Here is a 22764-nt window from a genome sequence, read left to right on the forward strand (position 1 = left end):
GCAATCAACTATCATTATCTTCTGGAAGCAACAATAGCTGCTGGTCTTCAGCTACTTGTAGTGTTACTTTATTATTTAAAATATCGATGCTGGCGATTCTTTTTTTTCCTTCGAAATCCACTTGGTATATGGCCGCTTTCTTAACCCCTTTCCATTCATCCGGCAATTCCCATGTTTTGGAAGTATAGCCTGCTGTACTGTATGCAATAATCGCTTGGCTATTTATCCATTGTGCGGGCACAAAGACATCTCCGTTTATCATCAATGCCCGCCCATCTTGCGTGAGCGAATAGTTCCCCGCTTTATCGAGGCGCGATTCCACGCCTTCAGAAAAAATAGCAGTCTGAAAATCGCTATTTTTTTGGTAAGCTAGCCGCTCCAGCCTATTGAGGAAATACCAAGGTAATGTTTTTGTGCAAAAGTTGGCTTTAATATTCCCCATATTTAAGTGGAAACTCGTGCCAAATAGCCTTCCTAACTCGGTTTTATCCAATCCTCCGCAATAATAGGAGGCAGGCCAGTCTAAATATTCCTGGGCAGTGATTCTAAAATGCCAAGCAAAATGTTGATACCCCTGAAACCCAAAATCCCGAAATTCATGGACAAACTCCGAGGTCACATTAGCCCCTTTGGAGGCAACATATGCGAACATTTCTTTTTGGGCTTCTTCTTCTTGTTCGACCGTATAACCCAGATATGGACTCATGGGCCCTCGCGGATCGAGGGGACTGTACGTATGAAATGCATCTACATGCACCACACCGGCATCTTTTAATGGAAGGAGTTCAAATAGCCGGTCTACTCTTTTTTTGAAGTAGCCGGTTTTTAGTTCTTGTACATAACTGATGGGGTATCCCCATCCTACGGCCTTACGAATATGGCCGCCTTCCAGACGGCCGATGATGTCATTAGCCAGGTATTCTTCCCACAAAGGACTGTCCTCATACGCATCTGTAAAATTGATATGCAAACTTACGGTCGTATTAAATTTTTTTGCTTCGGCCATTAACCATCTCAGGCTTTCCAGGGCATCCTTGTCTTGCGGGCGTTTTAATTCATCATTACCCTCGAAAAAGGCAGGGTACTTGGAGTCATGTCCGCGATACTGCCACCCCACCAAAAAAATGATTTTTGGGATTCCTAAAGTTAGTTTATCCAGCTGCTGGATAAAATCAAATGCCTCCTGCACGGTATACCTTATTTGGGAACCTCCATTATCCCTTGTTCGTGAATTGCCATCATAGGTAGCAAATGACATACCCAATGTCAACGTTAGTGTCTGGTGATACGCATGGTTGGGTTTGATTACTTCATGGAGCTTTTTACCCGAAGGGTACAACGTTAGTGTTTCGTGAAAAAAAGGGTGGTGGGGCAAAAGAACCTCATCAGTGACAAGGATAGTGCCATTTTTTACGATTATATCTTCACCACGTATACGGGAGACTCTGTTGTTCTCGTCCTTCAAAATTAGCTCATCGTTTTGAGTGACTTCCGCAACAACGAGTTTTCCCGAGAGCGTTGTGAGTACTGCCTTCCCGTTTCCTGATTTGACCAGGCGGCGAATATCGCGTTGCCCCAGGTTTCCTTTTATGATATTGTAAGACATGATATCGTATAGGGCTGGTTGCTGTTCGGGTAGGAGCTCGTCAAACATGACCTCAACGGTTCCGGCTGGCATTTTATGGATAAAGGCATCGCTCGTAGCGGCGAATACCGTGAATGGTCCATCGTCTCTCAACAGCTGGTCCAGGCCTGCGGCTTTAATGACAGCCGAGAAAACGGTATGATCTCGCGTTTTCGAAATGTTTTGCATGATGTCTTGCTGACTATCCATCACAGTCCCACCGACGGTAGCGTTGGTCGGTTTATCGATCTGTTGCCCCGAAACGGTAATGTATACCGCAAGCATCGATATCAAGGAGAGCCATTTCATAATGTGGTAAGGTTTTGTTTATACTTGAGTGGGTCGTCACCTCTTTTTACCAGTACGATCCGGTCCCCTTGGCTAGCCTTGACGGTTAAAACCTCTCCCCGTAAAAATCCTTCCCGCTTACCATTGCGGTATACTGCGACGGCGCTTCCCTTCCATGGATTTACAAGGTCAGCCCCCCGGTTTCCCTGTACAGAAAGCTCGATGAAATTAACCGCTCCGTTTTTTATAGCTGAACTTACTAGGATATTGTTTCTGGTGAGCAGCCGAAAGGAAGCGTTCCAATCTTGCGGCCATGCATGAAAAACCCGGATAATGGGTTCGCTACCCGGTTCCGGCGGGGCATTGAAGCAAAGTGCGGCGTGCAAGGCTTCAGCCCCCCTGCCCAACCGTTGTATATTGGTGGTAAAGAAGCCTTCGCTCAAATCCATTCGGTTGGGCATAACCTCATCTTTCGGGTCTCTTCGCAATTGATTGGGCAATAAATATTTGACGGCATCTGAGCGGCCTAATATGGCACCTGTTATCGCAAGTTTAGACAATACGTATGGATAATGATCTTTATTCAATCCATTAGGGAAATAGGCGTCAAATGTATTGTTTGCGATTCTCCAGTCCTTTGGATTTGCGCCGGGATTACCTAAATCGAAATACCAAATGGGCATGGTATTCCGATCGGGCAAACGTTTTGCATTTCCCCTAACAGGGCTAGTGGAATTTAAAGCGCCCACCCAGACTTCTGGTTGTTTCGATTCGCCTTGGATACTTGTATTGGTAGCCAATGGTGCCAAATTTGACAGAAATTCCTGCCAGACCGGCCTCATGTCTTCATCTACGCCTAATCGTTCGGAGGCCTTGATCAACGCGGGGATAATACCCCGCATTGATGATATTTCTTCAACAGGGTCTTTGCTGCGCCATAGCGATTCATTATCGTTAACGTGGCTAATGTGATATTTGCCATCTTCCTCTTTTTTCAGATTGGGAAAATGACGATAAAATTCGACCATCCCCTTGAGCATAGGATAGGCGTGTTCGCGAAGCCAGTTCTCATCCAGGGTATATTCGTATTTCTGCCAGTACTGATAAGCTATTTTTGCGCCTCTGGAAAAAATATGATTGACAGGGCCGAATGGCCCATCTCCCCGCTCAACATACGTCCAAGTGCCCGAATCCCATTGCCCCGTATGTTTCCAATTCCACCTACTGAGAAACGGAATCTTCGTGTTGGCATAAGCCATAAATTCATCCGATCGCTCCTCCCACGGCATCTGTAATAAATACAAGGCCCTCAACTCTTTTGCGATGTTGTCCGGCAGCTCGGGCACACCATCATGCCCCATGGTCTCGGGGATATAGATGCCTTTGGAACCCCACTGTTGGCTTGCAGCCGTCTCAAGCGTAGGGTAAACACTTGAATACATGTTGAATAGTGGGTCCAAAAGAGCGATATGGTTTGTTGGGAACAACGCGTTATATAAACAACCTTGGTTGGCTCCCCAGAATGCATTGCCCCATTGCCGGATGTCGCCCCCGGTCGCCCAAAGCATACCATTGAACTTGGTTGGATACTTGCCCCTTGAAGAAGAGGCCATGACATAGAGGTAGTATGTATAGTTTTGTTCGATGAAATCCGCTTCGCCATCTTCGCTATTGAGGTATATATAAGACCGTTCCCAAAATGACCGCCACCACTGCTGGTTTGAATTAACGATTTGATTGAAACCGCTTGTTGTTGCCAGGGCAAGTTTATTCAATGCCAACTTTTCTACATCTTCATTTGGATCAAAACTGGCGGCACTTGCTACGAAAACGGTAGTTTCTTTACTTGAAGGACTTATGAGGAGGCGGAGCGTCATTTCGTTTATTTGCTCCGAAATTGCCTTGTCGCCCAAAACAGATATCGCTATCGCCGATGTGCAATAGTAATCGTCTTCCCTAAACTCTTGTACGAGTACAAGTTGGTCTCCATAGTGTTTTAAGGAAGAAACCGCGGTATGATTTCCGTTTTTCACAGTGGGCAATCTTAGCATTCGCAGATTGACTGCTTTGAAAGGCTGGGCACTCCGGCTATCGTTTATATGCACGGCCAGGACATCCTGATGCTGCCACGCTGTTGCTGTCGCTTTTATGCCATCGCCGCTGATCGTAGATATCCCGTTATAACAGGAGAGATGCTGGCTGTAATGGGGTATACTAAAAACGGAGGTGCCAAAATCAATGTCTACCCAACCCAATCCACCTCCGTATTCCGTATTCCGCTGATAAAAGTTATTTGACGTGGAGTTATTCCCGAACACATCAACCCGATTTATCTGCATACGTATTTGGGAGGGGGTGGTCCATACCAACGAACCCATGACCCCATTTCCTATCGGTTGCCCCTCTTCACTTTTTTGAACAGGGGTTTTATAGTGTAAATCTGCCCTGCCGACTAGTTTTTCGTAATCCACCTGAATGAGGGGGCTATTATTCCCTTCATTAACTGATTGTGCGGGTAAGTGTGCCGGAATAAAGTATAAGAGCACGGTGAACCAACATGTTAATCTAATCTTTTTCATATTTCAATTGTTAAGCCCGCTACCTATAGTCTGGATTCTGAAAATCGGCACCCATCTTATCCACTTCAGCCTGTGGAACAGGCCATAAATAATGTTTATCTTCAAATACTCTCACATAGTTTCCAGGGTCCCTATAACCGTCCATAACTTCTTTTGCTATTTTCCATCTTCTGATATCGTACAATCTTAATCCTTCGAAGGCAAGTTCCACCCGCCTTTCGTTGCGTACGATGTCGCGGGTTAGCACGGTTTTCGGTGGCATTTCCACACCAGGTCTAGCCCGAACGTCATTTAATGCTTTCAACGCTATCGGATCGGTGGTTTCGCCACCCGCCATTTCAGTGATCGCTTCGGCATACATGAGCAACACATCTGCATATCGTAGTTTTACAAGGTGCTGTTCACTTCCGGTAAGGCCACCCCTGCCGTCATTTACCGTCAGATTGATATATTTGCGTATACCTAGGTTATTGACCGAGGGGTTTTCTGTCCTCGCGGTAGCTACGTTGTTGAAGCCGATATCTGTATTATACGCCCATTCATCCCCTGGTGTAAAGATGGTGAGTTTGAGCCGGGGATCCCTATTCTGATAAAAATCGTTTCGCATGCGGTCACTCGGATCGTAGGAAGATGGCACGATGGGTGCTACAGGTGCTGAACCATCGCGCATTTCGTAGGCATCCACCAAACTATGAATCGGTACCATGGAGAACCGAGAACCATATAACAAATCCATATTATGTACTGCAACTGGACTTTGTGCTCGTATGGAGAATATAATTTCAGGATTGTTTGCTTGTTCTCCCCAAAATATCCCTTGGTAGCTTTCCGCTAGACTAAAGCGATTTTCATCGATGACTAATTTGGCAGCTGCTGCTGCTTCGCTCCATCTTTCATGATATAAACAAATCCGTGCTTTCAATGCCAAAGCGGAGCCCCTTACCGGATGCCCGTTTGTATACTGCTCGTTAGGCAATCCGGTAGCTGCGATATCCAGATCCTGAATGATTTTATCGACAATTTCAGATCGGGGAGTCTTGGTTACCTTAAAAACGTCTTCTCCAAATCCTAACTGCTCTGTGATCAATGGTACATCGCCGTACAGCATGACCAATTCGTTGTAGAAGAATGACCTCAAAAATAGCGCTTCAGCTTCCATGATTGCATACTCACTTTCGGTTAAGTTTGGAACCCGCGATAGGTTCCCTAAAAACCAGTTACAACGGGCGATTCCTTTATATGCATCAGACCAAACACGGGATTGAATTCCCCCCGTTGACGGATTTAGAATACCTCTTGAAATATTGGTGTAATTGTCTAACGTGGAGTTGCAATAGGCATTGTCTGTTAACCCCTCAAATTGCATGGAGGAAAAGGAACTCCCATCGATAAAAAATGCCGGGGTCCGCAAAGCACTATAACAGCCAGCCAATGCCAGTTCGGCATCTTTTTTGGATGTCCAAAATTTTTCGTTGGTTAACTTATCGGTGGGTTGCCTGTCTAAGAATTCTCCTTGACAGCCGCAAAAGAAGATGATATTGCAAATCAATAATCTTGTAAATATTTTTTTAGTCATTTTCATGATCGTAATTTTAGAAGGTAACGTTAATACCGAAAGTGTATAAATTGGCTTGGGGGTAAATGGCAAACCGTCCGCTGGTATTGTCTTGGACCACACGTTCGGGGTCACCAACGAACTTAGTAAACGTCAACAAGTTGTCTCCAGAGAAGTAAGCACGGATATTTTTCATTTTAATCCGGTTTACAAACTGTGATGGCAGGTTATAACCGATCATCAAATTCTTTAGACGCAGGTATGAAGCGTCTTGCAACCAAAAAGACGAGGCAGTTGTGATTGGCGCATAATTATCTACATACATGCCCGGTAGCTTATTTGTCGGATTCTCCGGTGTCCAACGATCCCGCCAGAAAGTGGGTGGGGGGGACCATTGCCTAAACGCCCCGTATCCCCATTCGGAAGTAAATACCTTCCGCCCTTCAACTCCTTGGAAAAACACCGAAATATCAAATCCTTTGTACTCGACAGCGAAATCAAACCCATAGGTAAATGTGGGGTGTTGCCCGTCAATTATCACCCTGTCATATGGGTCAATCCGGCCATCGGGTTCTCCATTGGGGCCACTTCGGTCAGCAAAAATCAAATCTCCGGGCCTGGGATTATTTTGATGAATAGGACTATTGGCTATCTGTTCCTCATTTTGGAACACGCCAATCCATTCCAGCATATACCATGAATTCCAAGGAAGTCCTTCCCTCCGTATTTTATTCGATTGGATTTCTTCGGGTCCAAACTTCACCACTGTATTTTTGTAGGCGTAGAAGTTGGCTCCTACCGAGTAACCGACATTTCCAACTTTATTTCGGTGACGTAGGTCCGCTTCGATACCCTTATTGTTCATCTCTCCGGAATTGACTGTTGGCGCCCCCAAGCCTACAAAGTCGGGAAGTTGGGTTCTCCTTAATATATTGGTTGTGTTTTTATTAAAGTAATCAACCGTTCCGGACAGCTTGCCGTTCCAGAGTGAAAAATCCAACCCCAATCCCGCTGCTTGCGTAGTCTCCCAGGTAATATTGGCGTCAACGAGGTTTTGGTGCATGACACCGGTAGTGACGTTATCATAGACATACAAACCATAATCCAACAAATTTTGGTATGGATAATTATCCACATTCTGATTGCCCAATTTGCCCCATGACCCACGGATTTTCAATTCTGTTAACCAGGATACATCGGACAAAAATGATTCCTGTGAAATTCGCCAACCTCCAGAAAACGAAGGGAACACTCCCCACCTATTTCCCTTTCGGAACTTTGAAGAACCATCGTAACGTAAACTGGCTTCGAAAAGATATCGGTCGTTAAAAGCATAGTTTACCCTTCCAAAAAACGACTGCAATGCCCAATCATAACCATAGCCATTGGCTGTTTGGGCATCGGTACCCCCTGCATCCAGCGCCAACAAATCTGGCGAGGGAAAATCTCGTCTGAATCCGCCTTGTTGCTCATATATCCGGTTCTCCTGGTTGTAACCGGCTAACGCGGTCACATGGTGTACACCATTGAATGTCTCATCATAGGTTAACGTTGAAAACAACGTATAATGCACAGATTCCTGTTGTGTCTTCCTTAACGTGACGAAATTACCCAAGTAGTTCTGTTGTGGCGTATGATTCCCGCTCGCGTCGGGTTGAAACAAAAAGGTGGGTAATGGAACGCGCTGAGCCGTCTGTCTATCCGAATTAAATCTCGCAGCGCCACGCACTTCTCCGACTAATCCTTTAGCCAGATTCAGCTTTATATAACTTAGGGCGGAAACGTTGTATTCCTTGTTTAAGTCCTTGCTCGTTTCCATCACGGCATAGGCATTTTGATTAGTGGTTTCAAAATCGTATGCTTTGCTGGTAACCCGTCCACTTCCATCAGGCAAATAAGGAGACCATAACGGATGCTGGGCGTAAATACTTAACACCAAATTCTCCGAATTGTCAACTGGATCATGTCGGTCGCCGTACATGAGGTTAATATTACTTCCGAAAGAGATGAAGTTATTCAGCTCCGTATGGAAATTAAACATAGCATTATACTTCTTATACCCGGTATTCATTAGTATACCGTCCTGATCCAAGTATCCTAGACCGAAATTGTAAACCGTACTTCCCTCGCCGCCATTGACGCTCAAAAAATGTTGTTGAATGCCTGCGTTACCAAACATCAAGTCGACCCAATCGGTGTTCGGAAATTGGGGGGATCCGGCTCCATTGCGATACGCATCGATTTGCTCGTCCGAATACAGTTTGGCCAAATTTTGTCCCGTTCTCCTGATCCCTTCGTTATTCAACTCCATAAATTCAACAGAATTCCAAATCAAATCGGGTACACCGGCTGGCTTTTGAACACCATAATTGTAGGCGTACTCTAACTTCATTTTGCCTTTGCTTCCAGATTTCGTCGTCACGAGAATAACGCCATTTGCTCCTTGGACTCCATATATTGCTGCAGATGCCGCATCTTTCAATACAGTGACTGACTCAATCATATTCGGATTTAAACTGGTCAAACTACCTTGGACTCCATCAACAATGACGAGCGGATTATTCCCTGCTGCGCTAAAGGTACCTTGTCCCCGTACCTGTAATGATGCATTCTCCATACCGGGTTGTGCTGAATTCTGTACAACCTGAAGCCCGGGCACCTTGCCTTGCAACAAAAGCGACGTATTTGGGACCGGTCTTTTCACAAGCTCTTCCGATTCCAGCGTCGCGACAGCACCGGTGAGATTTGCTTTTTTCTGTTGTCCGTAACCTACAACTACCACCTCGGCCAACTCCTCATTATCATCTTCTAGAATCACATTGATTACCGTCCTTGAACCTACAACTTCCTCATGGAATTTTAGGCCGATTTGTGTAAACTGTAAAATCGATTGCTGACTCGCTTCTATACGATAATTACCGTCACTGTCCGTACTTACGCCTACCGAGGAATCTTTGATAAACACACTAACTCCTGGTAACGGTGCACCAATATTATTCGTGACCTGCCCTGTTATAATAATACGGTTCTGCGCGAACGAATCATTGGTGGATAGTACAATAAATAAAAGTACAATAACTCTAGCGGCAATCGTACCCCGTCTAATTGTTTTTTTCATATCTAAGGTTATTTTTTTGAGTTTAAAGTTAAAATGTTTAGCACTGTTAAACATGCCCCTACGATAACGTGATTAGGACGCGTAAATATGTAATACTATGGGAAAAAGCATTTGAATCACAAGTAACGTATATTGGTTATCATTTTATCATTCATTGGTTATCATCGCAAAAGTCATCTAAATCACTAGGAAATAACGGGTAATTATCGTTTAAATTAGTGGTAAAAAACGTTCGGATCGCTCAAATCGAGCATCGCGGTAGAGAGTCCGGGCGACTTTGCTGCCACCACGAGTTTCTCCCCATCAGCCGCCGTTCTTTTCACCCGGATGATAGCACGTCCGTTATAGGCTTGCACTGTACGGGCACCGTCGGAGGTACCCAGATCGGCCAGTAGCTCACCATCCCCAATTGCCGAGAAGTGGATGTAATCGACAGCATCCAGGCACTGTATGCCGTGTTCATCGAGCAATGTGGCTTGGAGGGTAACCGTGTCGGCATTCGTTTCCAACGCTTCGAGGCGGACGGAAGCCGGCTTGCCCCATGCTGCGGTTTGGTAGACTTGTGTGATACTGTCTTTAACGATGATGCCATCTTTCTTTGCCACGACTTCCAACGTATTCTGCCCTTCCTTAAACTGCACCATCCACCGCAAGCCCGCCGCCGGGAAATCCTGGCTGTTACGCTTCCTGACCCCATGGCTCACGCCATTCACAAACAGTTCGGCCTCGGTACCGTTGGAATATACCTTCACCATCTTCTCTTCGCCGGCTTTGCCCCAACGTATGGGCCAACTGTGGCCATAGATGTGGGCCATCGGCTTTTCTGTCCAGTACGACTGGAAGACGTAATACGATTCTTTCTTATTGAAATTACGCTCTACCACGCCTTTTTGGTTCACATAGGGCACGGGGTTCTCCGGCCGGATGGGGGTGGAGAAATCCTTGAACGGCCAGTAAGCGGTGCCGGTAAGCCACGGCATGGTTTCCTGTTCTTTGAGGTGCCAATCGATGAGGTTGACGATGTAGCTCTCGCTCCAGTCGCCGTCTTTTGAGACACGTGCCGGACCGCCGAACAGCGAAGCGTCGCCCGCGCGTTCATCGGCCGTGGTGCTGTTCATCACCGCCGACAGCCCGTTGTCGGGGTTCTCCGAATGGCGGCGGGCGTGGCTGTCGCCGCCCCATTCCACGTGGAGAAAGTGGTCTACTTTCTCAAATTCGGTCTCCGAGGCTGTCTTGTAGTCGGTGTACACACCACGGTACCAACCCGCCCATATAGAGGGGGAGTATACATCAACGATGTCTTTGCAGAAATCGCACCGGCGGATGGCTGTTTTGCGTGAGGGGTCGAGCTGGTGGGAGAGGTCATTCAGTTCCTTCATGAACGCACGGATTTTTTGTTTGTCGAACTCTTCGAAGTCGCCCGGCCAGTCGTTTTCGTTGCCCAGTCCCCAGATGATGACCGATGGATGGTTGTAGTGCTGTTCAATCATATTGGTCAGCATCCGGCGGGCCTGTGCTTTGTACACTTCGCCACCCAGTCCACCGCGGCACCAGGGTATTTCCTCCCACACTAATATACCCAGGCTGTCGCATGCCTCCAGCACGATACGCGATTGCTGGTAATGGCCCAACCGGATGAAGTTTACACCCATATCTTTCATCATGTGCATCTCTTGCCAGATCATCTCCTCGGTCATGGCGGGCCCTACACCGGCGTGGTCTTCATGGCGGTGGGTACCGCGGAGCAGCAGTCGCTCACCGTTGAGGTAGAAGGGGCCTTTCTCTGCAAACTCGAAGTGGCGGAAGCCGATACGCTCGGTATGGATGGCGGTGTCACCTCCCGATACCAGTGTGAGCCTGAGGGTGTATAGCGACGGGCTTGCCGGCGACCATAACAGGGGGTGTTTCACGATGAGGCCATCGAGGGCCAAGGTGCCGCCAGCAGGTGCCACCCGCTGCTGTTGCGAAGCAATCCGTTTCCCATCGGGACCGAAAAGTTCGACCGATACGTCGGCTTCCCCTATATTATCGGGATTATGGAAGCTGGCGCTAAGCGTGAGGTGTCCTTCGCGTCCTTTCGTGTCGACCGTTGCCGTTGCAAACAGCTTATCCACGGACAACCGGGGCACATAGACTAAATTGAGGTAACGGTACAGTCCGCCGTACACATTAAAATCAGACAGGTCGGAGGGGATCAGCTCGAGGTCGCGTGAATTATCCGAGCGGATGGACAGCTGGACTTCGTTGAGATCGCCAACTGCTTCCGTGATATCCACGGTCCATTCATCATATCCCCCCACATGTTCGGCGACTTTCTCCGTATGGATATATACTTCCGTCTTCTGGCCGGCCCCCTCGAAATGGAGCAGGATACGGCCATCGGGGTAAGGGTTGTTGATGGCCAGCGTGGTACGGTACCATGCAGGGCCCTGGTAATAATTGACATCCGGTGCGACGGCATCAACCGCGTTATAACTATGTGGCAAGGTGACGGCTTCCCAGATGGGCAATGTCTCCGGACTCCCGGGCTTATGGGGGCGCACGGCCTCCCACACCCCACCCAGGTCGCCACGCACAAACTCCCAACCGTCTGTAAGGCGCTGCTTTTGCTGGGCTACCGAAATTGTTGCTACTAATACGGGCAATAACAAAATGATGGATCGAATGCTTCTCACGATTAATAATAAATTAATGTATCCTCAGGCTATAATAACTGGGGATAAAATTACTGCGGACAGGCTACTGAGGGGGGTATTAATCGATTGATTAGGGGGGTAAAATTGTTCGATATCCGGGTATTTTGGTATTTTTCGGAAAACAACTACCTTAGTACTACCAAAATATAAAAATTAACTAAAAGCACCATGAAAAAACTAATCAGCACCGGTACAGCCCTACTGTTTATCATTACAATGGGGTTCGCACAAAAAATGAAAGTCATATCCGGCAATTTTGACTTCCTGAAAGGCCAGGAGACAATCGTTACCAAACTGGACTTCGGGGAAGTCACGTTTTACAATGATAACCTCACCGAACAGGAGTATATCGACAAACGTATCAAGGAAATCGAGGAGAAAGACCCAGGCGAGTCGGCGAATTGGGTTAAAGATTGGGAGTCATTCAAAAACGAACGTTTCCTGGAAAAATTCACTGCCGTTGCCACCGAAAGTTCGAAAAAAACAAACATTACGTTCGCCACTGAGGGTAGCGCTCCCTACACGCTTATCGTAAAAGCGACTTGGATCTATCCGGGTTGGTTCGGCGGTGTAATGAAACAGCATGCAAAGGTCAGCACCTTGCTTCAGTTCGTCGAATCGGGCAATCCCGGCAACGTGCTGCTGACGATTGAGGCAGACAAGGCCCCGGGCGACATTGCCTTCGTGGGTATTCCCAATAACAACGACCGGATTGCGGAGGGGTTTGCCAAGACCGGCAAATCGTTAGCACGTCTCATCGAGAAAGAATTGAAATGAAAAGCTGACTTCGGAATGCTATAATGACATGGAACAGGCATAATGGCACTTCTGGGAAAAGGATTTGATAAATAAAGGCCCTGAAACGGGGAGAATCAGGGCCTTCTAACTAACCAATTATAAACCTAAATTATGAAAAGACAATTTTACATAGTGACATGTACAATTTGCATGCCTAAACCAATCAGCAAATGTTAAAATTTGTTAAATAGGTCTTCCCTACTGGATTACGCCTAACTCTCGTTTCCAATATTCTAAAAACTCTTCATCACTGATGGTAGGTGCCAGCCCCTTTTTTTCCATTCCGCTCTCGAAATTTTCCTGCATCATATTCGTTGCATACTCAATTTCTTCAGCAGGCTCAGGATATACCCCATGGTCTGCCTCGATAAGCCACCAGTCCAAGACGCCCCGATAATGCTCCAACGTATCTTGGAAGCTCGTCGAAGAGGCGAGGTTATGAAGCTCATGTGGATCTGCCAACAGATCATACAGCTCCTCCGGGGGGCGGACGTCTGCCATAAACCGCTGCTGGCTTTCATTAAGCTGCCCATGGCTACGCATCACCTGCAATTGGGTCAATACCGGATAGTTCAACTTTTTATAAGCGTTGAACTGGGTATAAGGGCGCTCAGGGTAAAAATTACGGATATACTTAAACCGATGGCTCCTCACGGCGCGTATTCGGTCTACGGTTTCGTCACACCGATCGCGCATGGAAAACGTATAAACCCGGGGAGGCACCGTGCTATCCAAGAAATCGACTCCCTGCATACCTTCGGGGATTGGAATTCCTGCCAAGGCCAACGAAGTTGCCGCAATATCGATGGTGCTGACCATCCGCTCAGTCTTTTCCCCGGCATTGGGCATCCCCGGGAACCGTATGATCAGCGGTGTATGGATCCCTCCATCATAAAGGAACTGTTTTGAACGGACATGCGGCCTACCCTGGTCACCGAAGAAGAAAACGATTGTATTATCAGCTAATCCATCTTCTTCCAACCGCTGCAGTATCTCACCGACATACCGATCGGTGAGTTGAACGGTCTCGAGGTACATAGCCCAATCCTTTCGTGCTAAAGGCGTATTGGGGTAGTAGGGTGGGAGCTGTACACGATCGGGATCGACCGGGTTGATGGAATCGGTCACAAACGGCCGATGGGGATATTTGATTTGTACTTGAGCGAAAAACGGTTGTCCGGCGGTTCGCTGCCGCCAATCGGAACCGTCGTATAGTTGTTTTGGCTGATGCGCAAAATTGTAATCTGTTTTGCCATTAGAAGCCATATTCCCACCACTACCATTGGTGACAAAATACCCTTGCTGGCGGAAATATGCGGAAATGGGATGGATGTTTTCCGGTAGGCTGTCTTTAGTGCGCGCACGGTGCTGATGGCTATTGATACTTACGGGATACATCCCGGTGACAAGGGCAGAACGGCTTGGTGAGCAGACGGCTGCGACACTAAACATGTGTGTATAGGTGACCCCCTCTGACGCGAACCTATCCAGATTGGGTGTTTGTACCGATGGCGTTCCGTAACACGCCAAATCCGTCCCCAGATCGTCCGCAACGATCCAGAGGATATTAGGTCTTGTGTCTGGCGCAGCCTTTTTACTGGCTACAGACGCACATGCCTCCAGAAGCACCAGTGCGCTGACGATGAATAGGGCCGCAACAAACGGCTTAATATGTACACGATGAACCATTACCACGTCCCTTTGAATAAATGATCTTTCCTTTTTGCTTTAATGCGCTTGAGCGGGATAGACATACCGTCACTCTCCTCAAGCCAGTCCCAAAGGGCTTGGTTGAGCTCTGCCGCCGTCGACTGGTGTGCCGCATCGCGAATAAGGTTATTCACTTCATAGGGGTCTTCTTCTAAATCGTACAGCTGATCGATATCCCACACCCCCTGGCTTCGAATAAATTTATATTTATCCGTGCGGACTGCAAACTGGGTGGGTGTCTGTGGAAACGCGTTTTCCCAGTAATACTCATAGAATATCCGCTTGCGCCACGGGATGTCTTTGCCCGACAATAACGGCAGCCATGACTCCCCTTGCATCTGGCTGGGGGTGGTTATGCCTGCCAGGCCCAAGACCGTGGGTGCGATATCGATATTCAATACCATCTGATCTATTACGGTACCGGGTTTGATAAAACCGGGGCACCTTGCAAGTAATGGTACCCGCATCGACTCCTCGTACGCATGGCGCTTGTCGATCAGGCCGTGCTCTCCGAAAGAGAACCCATTATCGCCCATGTAGATAACCAAGGTTTCCTCTTCCAGGCCGCTTGCTTGTAAGAAATTGAGTACGGCGCCGATACTTTCATCCACTCCTTGCAGGGACTCTAGATAATCGATCACCATTTTATCGAGATCGGTAGCTCCATGATACATATAGTCTACCCCGTGCCAGCTGTAGCGCTGCTGCCTTACCCATAGCGGGATGTCTTTCTCATTGATGGGATATGCCCCCAAGCCCGTACGGCGGTCTTCCCGATAGGATCTGCTGGAGTCGGTGGCTGTTATAAACATCGAGGGGGGATAGTTGAAATCGACATCGTGATAAATGCCTTCATGCCTTTTTGCAGGCTTGAAGTCGGAATGCACTGCTTTGTGGGAAAGATAAACGAAGAAAGGCTTCCCTGATGCTGCCTGCTCTTTCATCCAATCCACAGACATCGATGTCAGTAAATCGGTGATGTACGTGGTATCGTTGAATTTATGGTTTTTGCCATCGATGTTCAGTGTTGGGGCATAATAGACCCCCTGGCCCTTAAAGCTCACCCAATGGTCGAAACCCGGCTGCGGGCTACCATTGTCATTCCCCATGTGCCACTTACCGAAAAAAGCAGTAGAATATCCTGCTTGCTGAAGGTACTCCGGGAAGAACATCAGATCGTCAGGTGCCGGGGACTGGTTATCGACGATTGTATGGGTATGGGCGTATTGACCGGTGAGTATGGACGCCCGTGACGGGGAACAGAGTGCCGTCGTTACGAAAGCATTTCTGAGATGTGCTCCTTCAATGGCCAACCTGTCTAAATTCGGTGTTTTTAACCCCGGAACCTTATCCATGAACCCCATGAAATCATATCGATGGTCGTCGGAGAGAATAAAGACAACATTCTTGGGTTGTTGAGACAGCGCGGGCCAAACAACCATTGAAAGTAATCCCAGCAGTACGTAAGCTATCCGGTTATTTGCCATAGCGGGTGAAATAAGGGAGAACAATCCACATCTAATACAAGGGGAAATACACGGTGCCTTGCCATCAGTAATTTGGATTCTGTACCAGTTTTGTATTTGTCAACTCTTCCAATGGAATGGGAAGCCGTTCATTTTTGCCGGCTACGAACCCTTTCGACTGCAAGACCGTTGCCGCTTGGCCGGTGCGCACCAGATCGTGCCAACGGTGTCCTTCAGTAGCCAGTTCTTTCCTTCTTTCCAGATGGATATTTTCCAATGTTGCTTCTACCGGTTCCAGCCCCACCCGCGCTCTCACGGCATTGAGCAGTGCTGCTGCCCTTGTGATGTCACCGCCGGCCTCAATCAATGCTTCGGCCTCCATCAGGTACGTATCGGCAAGTCTCATTTCGATATAATTTTGGGGGTAGTTGATGGTAGCGGGGCCTGCTCCGGTATTCCGAAATTCCTGCAGGGGTGCAAACTTATTTACGAAATAACCAGTGTTCAAATACCCTGGCACGTAGGAAGCCAAGCCCAGCTCTACCAAGCTGTCGACATCGCTGATTGTTGTTTTATACCGGGGATCGAAATGCAGGAGCGACACCAGCTCCGGCGTAATCGGACACCCGCCCCAACCTGAATAATAAGTAGGGCCATTATAGCTCCGCGGCCCGAACATGGTACTGGCTATAAACCCTTCGACTAACGATGTGTTGCCCCACCCTGACGCCGCCGAAGAGGTATGCGTAATTTCATGGATAGACTCACTGTGGAACCTGTTGTCGGGCCGGAAGATGTCGTTGTAATTGTCAAGCAATCTATAACCGTACGTGCTTTCGCCCCCCGGCGTGCCATTTACACGGGCAAAATTCTGCGCTGCCTCACCCCATTTTTCCTGATAGAGCAGTGCTTTACCTAGAAGCGCAATTGCCATGCCCTTGGTGACACGGCCGCCTTCCGTAGCTGCCGGTACTTTATCAGGCAGGTTTTGCTCTGCTATGGCATCTCTTAAGTCTTGTTCGATTTGCGCATAGACATCCGAGGGGGAGGCTTGCGTAACTTCGTAAAACTCATTTATGGAAAGCGGTGAGGTAATCAAAGGGACATTCTCGAAAATACGGACGAGATCGAAGTAATAATAGGCTCTCAAAAATTTGGCCTCGGCGGTATAGCGGGCTTTAACTGCTTCATCCAATCCTTCTACCGGATTCTGTTCAAGCACATTAAGCAAGGTGTTTACGCGGGTTACCCCGGTGAAACCCTTAGTCCAGAAATCGAGTTGCGGGCCATTTGCCGGATCGAGCAACCGATAGTCGTTGAGGGTTTGTATATACCATAAATCGGAAGAACTCCCGCCTCCGCTGTAGGCCTCATCGCTACCGGCCACGAACGAGACGAAGTTACCATAAGTCCCCTTCCCTTCCCATCCCATAGGGTCATAAGCGGCAACGAGGCCGTTGAACACCTCTTGCGGGTTGCGGTAATAGTTTGATTCGATCTGGGTAGCGCGGGGGTCTACGTCTAGAAAGCTCTCCCCGCAGGAAATGAAGCCCGCTGTAATTAAAGAAGCTGTTGCTAATGTCAAATATCTTTTCATCACCATAAATTTTTGAATGATTTTAAAAACTTAAGTTGGCACCGAATATAAACGATCTCGATTGTGGATAGATCGCCCTATCAATTCCGTAACTGCTGCCGCCTATTTCGGGGTCATACCCTGTATATTTTGTCAATGTGAGTAAATTGTTGCTGCTCACATAGAGTCTGATTTTATTGAGACCTATTGGGTCAAGGAGTGTGGTCGGTAATGTATAACCTACTTGAAGTGTCTTGATGCGGAAATAATCGCCCCTTTGAAGGTGGAACACCGAGGGATTAGAGAAATTTTTATTGACGTCTTGGGTTGTTAATCTCGGATAAGTAGTAGAGGTACCCTCTCCGTGCCAACGATTGAGTGCGCTAGCCTGCCAATTGGCGGTTGGGATATCCAGCCGGCGCAGTCCCTGGTAAATCTCATTGCCGGCCACACCCTGCCCAAACACTAGGAAATCGAAGTTTTTCCACGCAAGATTCAATGTGAATCCGAACGCCCAATTGGGTGTCGGATCACCTACAAACGTACGGTCGTCTGCTGTGATGGCACCATCGCCATCCAAATCGTCCCAGATGAAATCACCGGGTACCGCCGCGGGTTGAATCAGGTCGCCTGCGGCATTGACGTAATTATTGACGTCTTGCTGATTCTGAAAAATACCGAGTGTTTTGAACCCGTAGAATGAGCCTATGGCGTATCCTACGGCAGTACGTGTAATCGGGTAGCTCGTACTTTGAATGGTTTCGCCGCCATCGAGGAAAGATTTTCCCTCACCAAGGAAGGTTACCTCATTATTCAGGTAGGAAACGTTACCACGTACGTTGAGCTTCACATCTCCTATATTCTTACGGTAACCAAGCTCCAGTTCAACCCCCGTGTTGTCCATATCCGCCACGTTGCCATAAGAGGAGCCGGTTGCGCCAACGTAGCCGGGCAGCTGTACCGCTTGGAGGATACCGTTTGTGGTCTTTTTAAACCAATCGACTGTCAAATCGAAGTTATTGAGCAGTATGGCGTCAAAACCGATATTCAACTGGCTAGTTTCCTCCCATCTCAAATCAGGGTTCGCAGGGGCGTCGGGGCTATAGCCAATGTGATAGATGTCATCACCGAAGATGTAATTCCGCCCGCCGCCGACGGTAGAGACATACCTGAAATTACCCAAAACATCATTACCCGTGATACCATAGGAAGCCCTGATTTTTAAGAAATCAACAAAATTTGAAGAGAAGAAGTCTTCTTGCGTTGCAACCCAGCCCACCGAAGCCGAAGGGAAGTAACCAAATTTGTTGTTAGCACCGAAGCGCGACGAGCCATCGCGCCTTAGTATACCGGTGAACAGGTATTTTTCGCCGTAATTGTATGAAACCCTGCCGAACAATGAGCTAACCGTATGCGTAATACCCTCGTAACCGCTTGCCTGTATATTATCTGCTGCGGTGCTGTAGTTCATGGAGGCGTCGTCGAATGTGTTAACAGGTAGGTTGAAATACGTTACGCTCAAGCCACTGCTGTTATTATCAGAGTACGCCCCCTGTCCCACCAGCACGCTGAAATCATGCTGGTCAATCTGTTTGCTGTAGGCCAATGTGTTTTCTATATTCCAGTTCAGTGCCTGCTGGCGATTCCTCGCAAATGATGTTTGCGTGGTGAACTGATTGGAATTGAGGTAGTATAATGGCGTGAAGCTTTCCCCGCCCGAATATGCCAACCTCGCGCCAACCGTGGAGCGGAACTGCAGGCCTTCCAGCGGACTGATTTCAACATATGCATTGCCTACAATATCATCAGACCAGCTGTAGTTGCCATCCCTCGTGCTGATATAGGCAAGCGGATTGGTTACCTGTTGGGCCACGTGTTTGGAAATCCCGTATGGATTGCCCAAACCATCCCTAACAACCGGCTGGCTGCTATAGGGTACCTGGGCTATTTCCGAAGGATCTGTAACGGTTATTGGCGTAAGGGGGTCCATCATCAGGGCACCGCTCAAAGGGCCACCGAAATCGGTATTGCCCGATACACCGCTTAGGTTACGAATCCGAGAATAACCGACATTTTCGCCAATGGTAAGCCAATCGGCAACCTTGTGTGTAGAATTAAGGCGGATGTTCACACGTTTGAAATTAGATATTTCTGTGGCAACAATCCCATCCTGGTCAAAGAAGCCTACAGATGAATAGAAGGTGGATTTTTCACTGCCCCCACTCAGACTGAATTCATGGTTTTGTACGATAGCTCCGTTATTGAAAATAACTTCCTGCCAATCGGTCCCGTTACCAAGCGACTGCGGGCTGGTAAATATTTCGGCCCCGCCACCGTTTACCGATTGCTCATTCATTAGCGTGGCATACTGTGCCGCATTGAGCAGTGTCAGTTTTTTCGCCGGTGCTTGCGTACCGATATAACCGTTATAGCTAAGCCGTACGGCTCCGGTCTTTCCTTTTTTTGTTGACACGAGGATAACGCCAGCTGATGAGCGCGCGCCATATATCGCTGCTGACGCCGCGTCTTTCAGCACTTCGATCGACTCGATATCATTGGGGTTGAGGTAATCGATACCGCCGATATCGACGACGACACCATCCACCACATACAGCGGGTCACTTGCTCCCGCATTCAAGGAAGTTGCCCCCCGCACCCGTACTGTCGCAGCCGACCCCGGAGCCCCGGAACTCGATGCAATGGTCAGGCCCGAGGTACGCCCTTGCAGCGCCTGCTCTACACGGCCGATTTGCTGATTTTGCAGATCTTCAGATTTTACACTCGAGATAGCGCCTGTGACGACACTTTTTTTCTGGGTACCATACCCTACCACCACGATTTCGTTGAGGGTCCGCTCCTCCGATTCCAGAATGATGTTGAGCGATTGTTGGCTCCGTACGTCTACCTCTTGGGCAATGTACCCCACGGAGGTGAATACCAATGTGCCCATGCCCCCTGGCAGGGGGAGATTAAAGCGCCCATTGCCATCCGTAAAAGTGGCTGATTCGGATCCTTTCAGCTTAACACTTACACCTGCAAGCGGTTCGCCATTTTCGTTTTCCACCACTCCTGCAACGGATTGTTGCTGAGGCTCTACCCTGCTGCTCAGGACGATTAGCTGTCCGGTTACTTCATACGCCAGGTTATGTTTGTCGCTAATGTCATCCAAAATGGCGGACAACGGTGTCTTTGCGTATTTCAACGTGACCCGTTTTTGTGTCGGAATCGACTCTGCGCTATATGCGAATTTGACATGTGCTTCACTTTCGATAGCATGTAGTACTGTTATCAATTTGACGTTACTCAAATTTAGCGACAATTGCTGCGTGAGATCGGTCTGCGTATACGCTTTCCCATCGATAAAAGACAGCAGTAGTACCAACGGTAAGACAATAAGTTTTCTACTTGATTTCATAAAAAAAGACAACTAAATAATCTGTTTGAAAAATAATCGTTGTTTAAACGGTAAGCGCTTAGAGAATAATCACTTTACCATTGATGACTTCATAATGTGCATTGATAGTTTTGCAGATAACATCGAGCTTTTGGTACATTGTCAGTCCCGACAGGTCTGCGGTAAGTGTACGGTTAGCCAGTAGCTTGTCGTCGTGGATGATTTCAATACCATATTCCGTACCCAACGCTTCCACTATCTCCAGAATAGGGTAATCGATAAATTTATTGGTTTCTAGTTTGGTATCTATAGCCACTGGATTATCTACGAGAGTAGTAACCAGCCGGTTACGATCTTTTGAATATTCGGCCTTTTGGTTACGGGTGAGGATGACCTCACCGACTTTGCTCTTTGTAATGATTTCATTGGGCTTTTTACTGCCCATCGGGTAAACGGTAACAACCCCTGAAACGACTTCTACGGTAGCCTGCTCCTTTATATCTTTCGGCGCGTAAATCCAGAAACTGGTTCCCAAGACTTTGGTAACCGTACCATTAGCATAAACGAGGAACGGTCTCGCGGTATCTCGCTTTACGTCAAAAAAGGCCTTTCCTGTGAGATGTATCTCCCTAAATTCGTTGCTTGCAAAAGAGGAAGCATAGCGGATGCTGGAGCCGGGTTCGAGTACGATGTCACTCCCGTCTGCCAACTTGATTTCCAACGACCGGTTGGAAGTGTTTGTCCTTTCGATTGACTGGCTTGCTCCCGTACCCATCCAACCGTCAGCATCGGACTGGGATATCTCTTCTGCGTATGGCACACCATCACTTACGCGTAAAAGGTTTGGTAGCCCCATTAAAACAGCCGAGATAAACACTAACGCCACCGCAACATACAACGGGGCTTTCAATCGTCTATATATTGACCTAGCCGGTAATGAATCGTCGCCAATCTTTTCCATGACTGTGCTGACAAGCTCCTGGGCCTGGATAGTTGAAAGCGTAGGCCCCGGCACCTTCATCCGTAAGATTATTTCGCGGGCTAGGTCGATTTCTCGTTCTTTATCGGGAAACTGTATAACGAACTGGGTCCAATAAACGGTATCTTCCGCCTTTGCCTCCAATACCCATGACCGGAATCGATCATCCCACACAAAGTCCTGGGTTTTATAATATTCGTATTTGAGGAAATCGTCCATTTTTCTCGCTATGTGCACCTACACATAAGCATAGACACCAGGATTGCACACCGATACTATCACCTTTTCAAAAAAAAGATGGCGTTCATAAGAATCAGCCTTAAATCAGTACGGAGTTTTTTGAGTGCGTTCTGAAGCAGGTTGGATACTGTTTGGGGACTTATCTGCATGATGTTGCTAATCTGCTCCCTACTCATATCCATGAAAAATTTGAGATATACTACTTCTTTCTGCCTAGCAGGAAGTGCAGCTACTTTCATCTGGATCTGCTGCTCTATAAATCGAAGGCTTTCATCGCGTATATAGCGTTGTTCAACGGATATCTCCATATTGAAAAACGTAACTTGATCTTCTAAGTCATCGTAATTGACCACTTTCGGATCCCGGTTGATTTTTCTAAACAACATCCTTCTCAGTGAGGCGAAGAGGTAGGCTTTTACATTGGCTGCGGGGCTTAAGTGCTCCCTTCTTTCCCACAACTTGATGAACAGCTCTTGTATAGTATCCTTTACCAATTCTTCTTCTTGGCAAAACTTGGTACCGTATTTAAATAAAAGATCGACGTGGGATTGCATCAGCTCCTTAAACGCATCCCTATCGCCATTAACAAATTGATTCCACAAATCTACCATATTCCTGGGTTACCCTCCATCCCTCGGGGCTGCATAGATACGTACTTAAGGCTAACTTAATGTTAACAAATTAACAAACGTATGTTTCCGTCAACCGGAGATAACGTGCGCATGTTCGGGTTTATAATAT

General features: G+C 47.6%; 12 protein-coding genes. 1 reads left to right on the plus strand and 11 read right to left on the minus strand.

The features are described 5' to 3' along the window. Positions 1–4: 4 nt before the first annotated feature. The 5 genes from NGM62_RS00755 to NGM62_RS00775 form a co-directional block, all read right to left on the minus strand. Complete coding sequence (locus NGM62_RS00755) at positions 5–1933, minus strand: fasciclin domain-containing protein (RefSeq protein WP_262245169.1); 1929 nt, start codon at positions 1931–1933, stop codon at positions 5–7. Then, the gene (locus NGM62_RS00760; RefSeq protein WP_262245170.1) at positions 1930–4491 is read right to left on the minus strand and encodes a glycosyl hydrolase family 95 catalytic domain-containing protein; all 2562 of its coding nucleotides are present in this window, start codon (positions 4489–4491) and stop codon (positions 1930–1932) included. The genes NGM62_RS00755 and NGM62_RS00760 overlap by 4 nt, the downstream gene beginning before the upstream one ends. A gap of 19 nt (positions 4492–4510) precedes the next feature. Next, the gene (locus NGM62_RS00765) at positions 4511–6139 is read right to left on the minus strand and encodes a RagB/SusD family nutrient uptake outer membrane protein (protein ID WP_262245172.1); all 1629 of its coding nucleotides are present in this window, start codon (positions 6137–6139) and stop codon (positions 4511–4513) included. After that, entirely contained in the window at positions 6084–9164 is a 3081-nt protein-coding gene (locus NGM62_RS00770; protein ID WP_262245173.1) for a SusC/RagA family TonB-linked outer membrane protein, read from the minus strand. The genes NGM62_RS00765 and NGM62_RS00770 overlap by 56 nt, the downstream gene beginning before the upstream one ends. Positions 9165–9379: 215 nt before the next feature. Next, positions 9380–11830 carry a glycoside hydrolase family 2 protein gene (locus NGM62_RS00775; protein ID WP_262245329.1) on the minus strand — a complete coding sequence of 817 codons (2451 nt, stop codon included), beginning with the start codon at positions 11828–11830 and terminating at the stop codon, positions 9380–9382. A gap of 198 nt (positions 11831–12028) precedes the next feature. Here NGM62_RS00775 and NGM62_RS00780 point away from each other — a divergent pair, with 198 nt between their 5' ends. Then, the gene (locus tag NGM62_RS00780; protein ID WP_262245174.1) at positions 12029–12637 is read left to right on the plus strand and encodes a hypothetical protein; all 609 of its coding nucleotides are present in this window, start codon (positions 12029–12031) and stop codon (positions 12635–12637) included. Positions 12638–12856: 219 nt separating this feature from the next. Here NGM62_RS00780 and NGM62_RS00785 read toward each other — a convergent pair whose 3' ends face one another. The 6 genes from NGM62_RS00785 to NGM62_RS00810 form a co-directional block, all read right to left on the minus strand. Continuing rightward, positions 12857–14347, minus strand: coding sequence for a sulfatase family protein (locus tag NGM62_RS00785; protein WP_262245176.1), 1491 nt, complete (start codon positions 14345–14347; stop codon positions 12857–12859). Continuing rightward, positions 14347–15855: a sulfatase family protein gene (locus NGM62_RS00790; protein ID WP_262245178.1), complete on the minus strand. Its 1509-nt coding sequence runs from the start codon at positions 15853–15855 to the stop codon at positions 14347–14349. The genes NGM62_RS00785 and NGM62_RS00790 overlap by 1 nt, the downstream gene beginning before the upstream one ends. A gap of 64 nt (positions 15856–15919) precedes the next feature. Beyond that, the gene (locus tag NGM62_RS00795) at positions 15920–17431 is read right to left on the minus strand and encodes a RagB/SusD family nutrient uptake outer membrane protein (protein ID WP_262245180.1); all 1512 of its coding nucleotides are present in this window, start codon (positions 17429–17431) and stop codon (positions 15920–15922) included. A gap of 22 nt (positions 17432–17453) precedes the next feature. After that, entirely contained in the window at positions 17454–20825 is a 3372-nt protein-coding gene (locus NGM62_RS00800; RefSeq protein ID WP_262245181.1) for a SusC/RagA family TonB-linked outer membrane protein, read from the minus strand. Between the two features lie 58 nt (positions 20826–20883). Then, on the minus strand, positions 20884–22002 hold the full coding sequence (locus NGM62_RS00805) for a FecR family protein (RefSeq protein ID WP_262245183.1): 1119 nt from the start codon (positions 22000–22002) through the stop codon (positions 20884–20886). 59 nt (positions 22003–22061) lie between these two features. After that, entirely contained in the window at positions 22062–22634 is a 573-nt protein-coding gene (locus NGM62_RS00810) for an RNA polymerase sigma factor (protein WP_262245185.1), read from the minus strand. Between the last annotated feature and the right edge of the window lie 130 nt (positions 22635–22764).

The sequence above is a fragment of the Parapedobacter soli genome (genome assembly GCF_025460835.1).
GTDB lineage: Bacteria > Bacteroidota > Bacteroidia > Sphingobacteriales > Sphingobacteriaceae > Parapedobacter > Parapedobacter soli.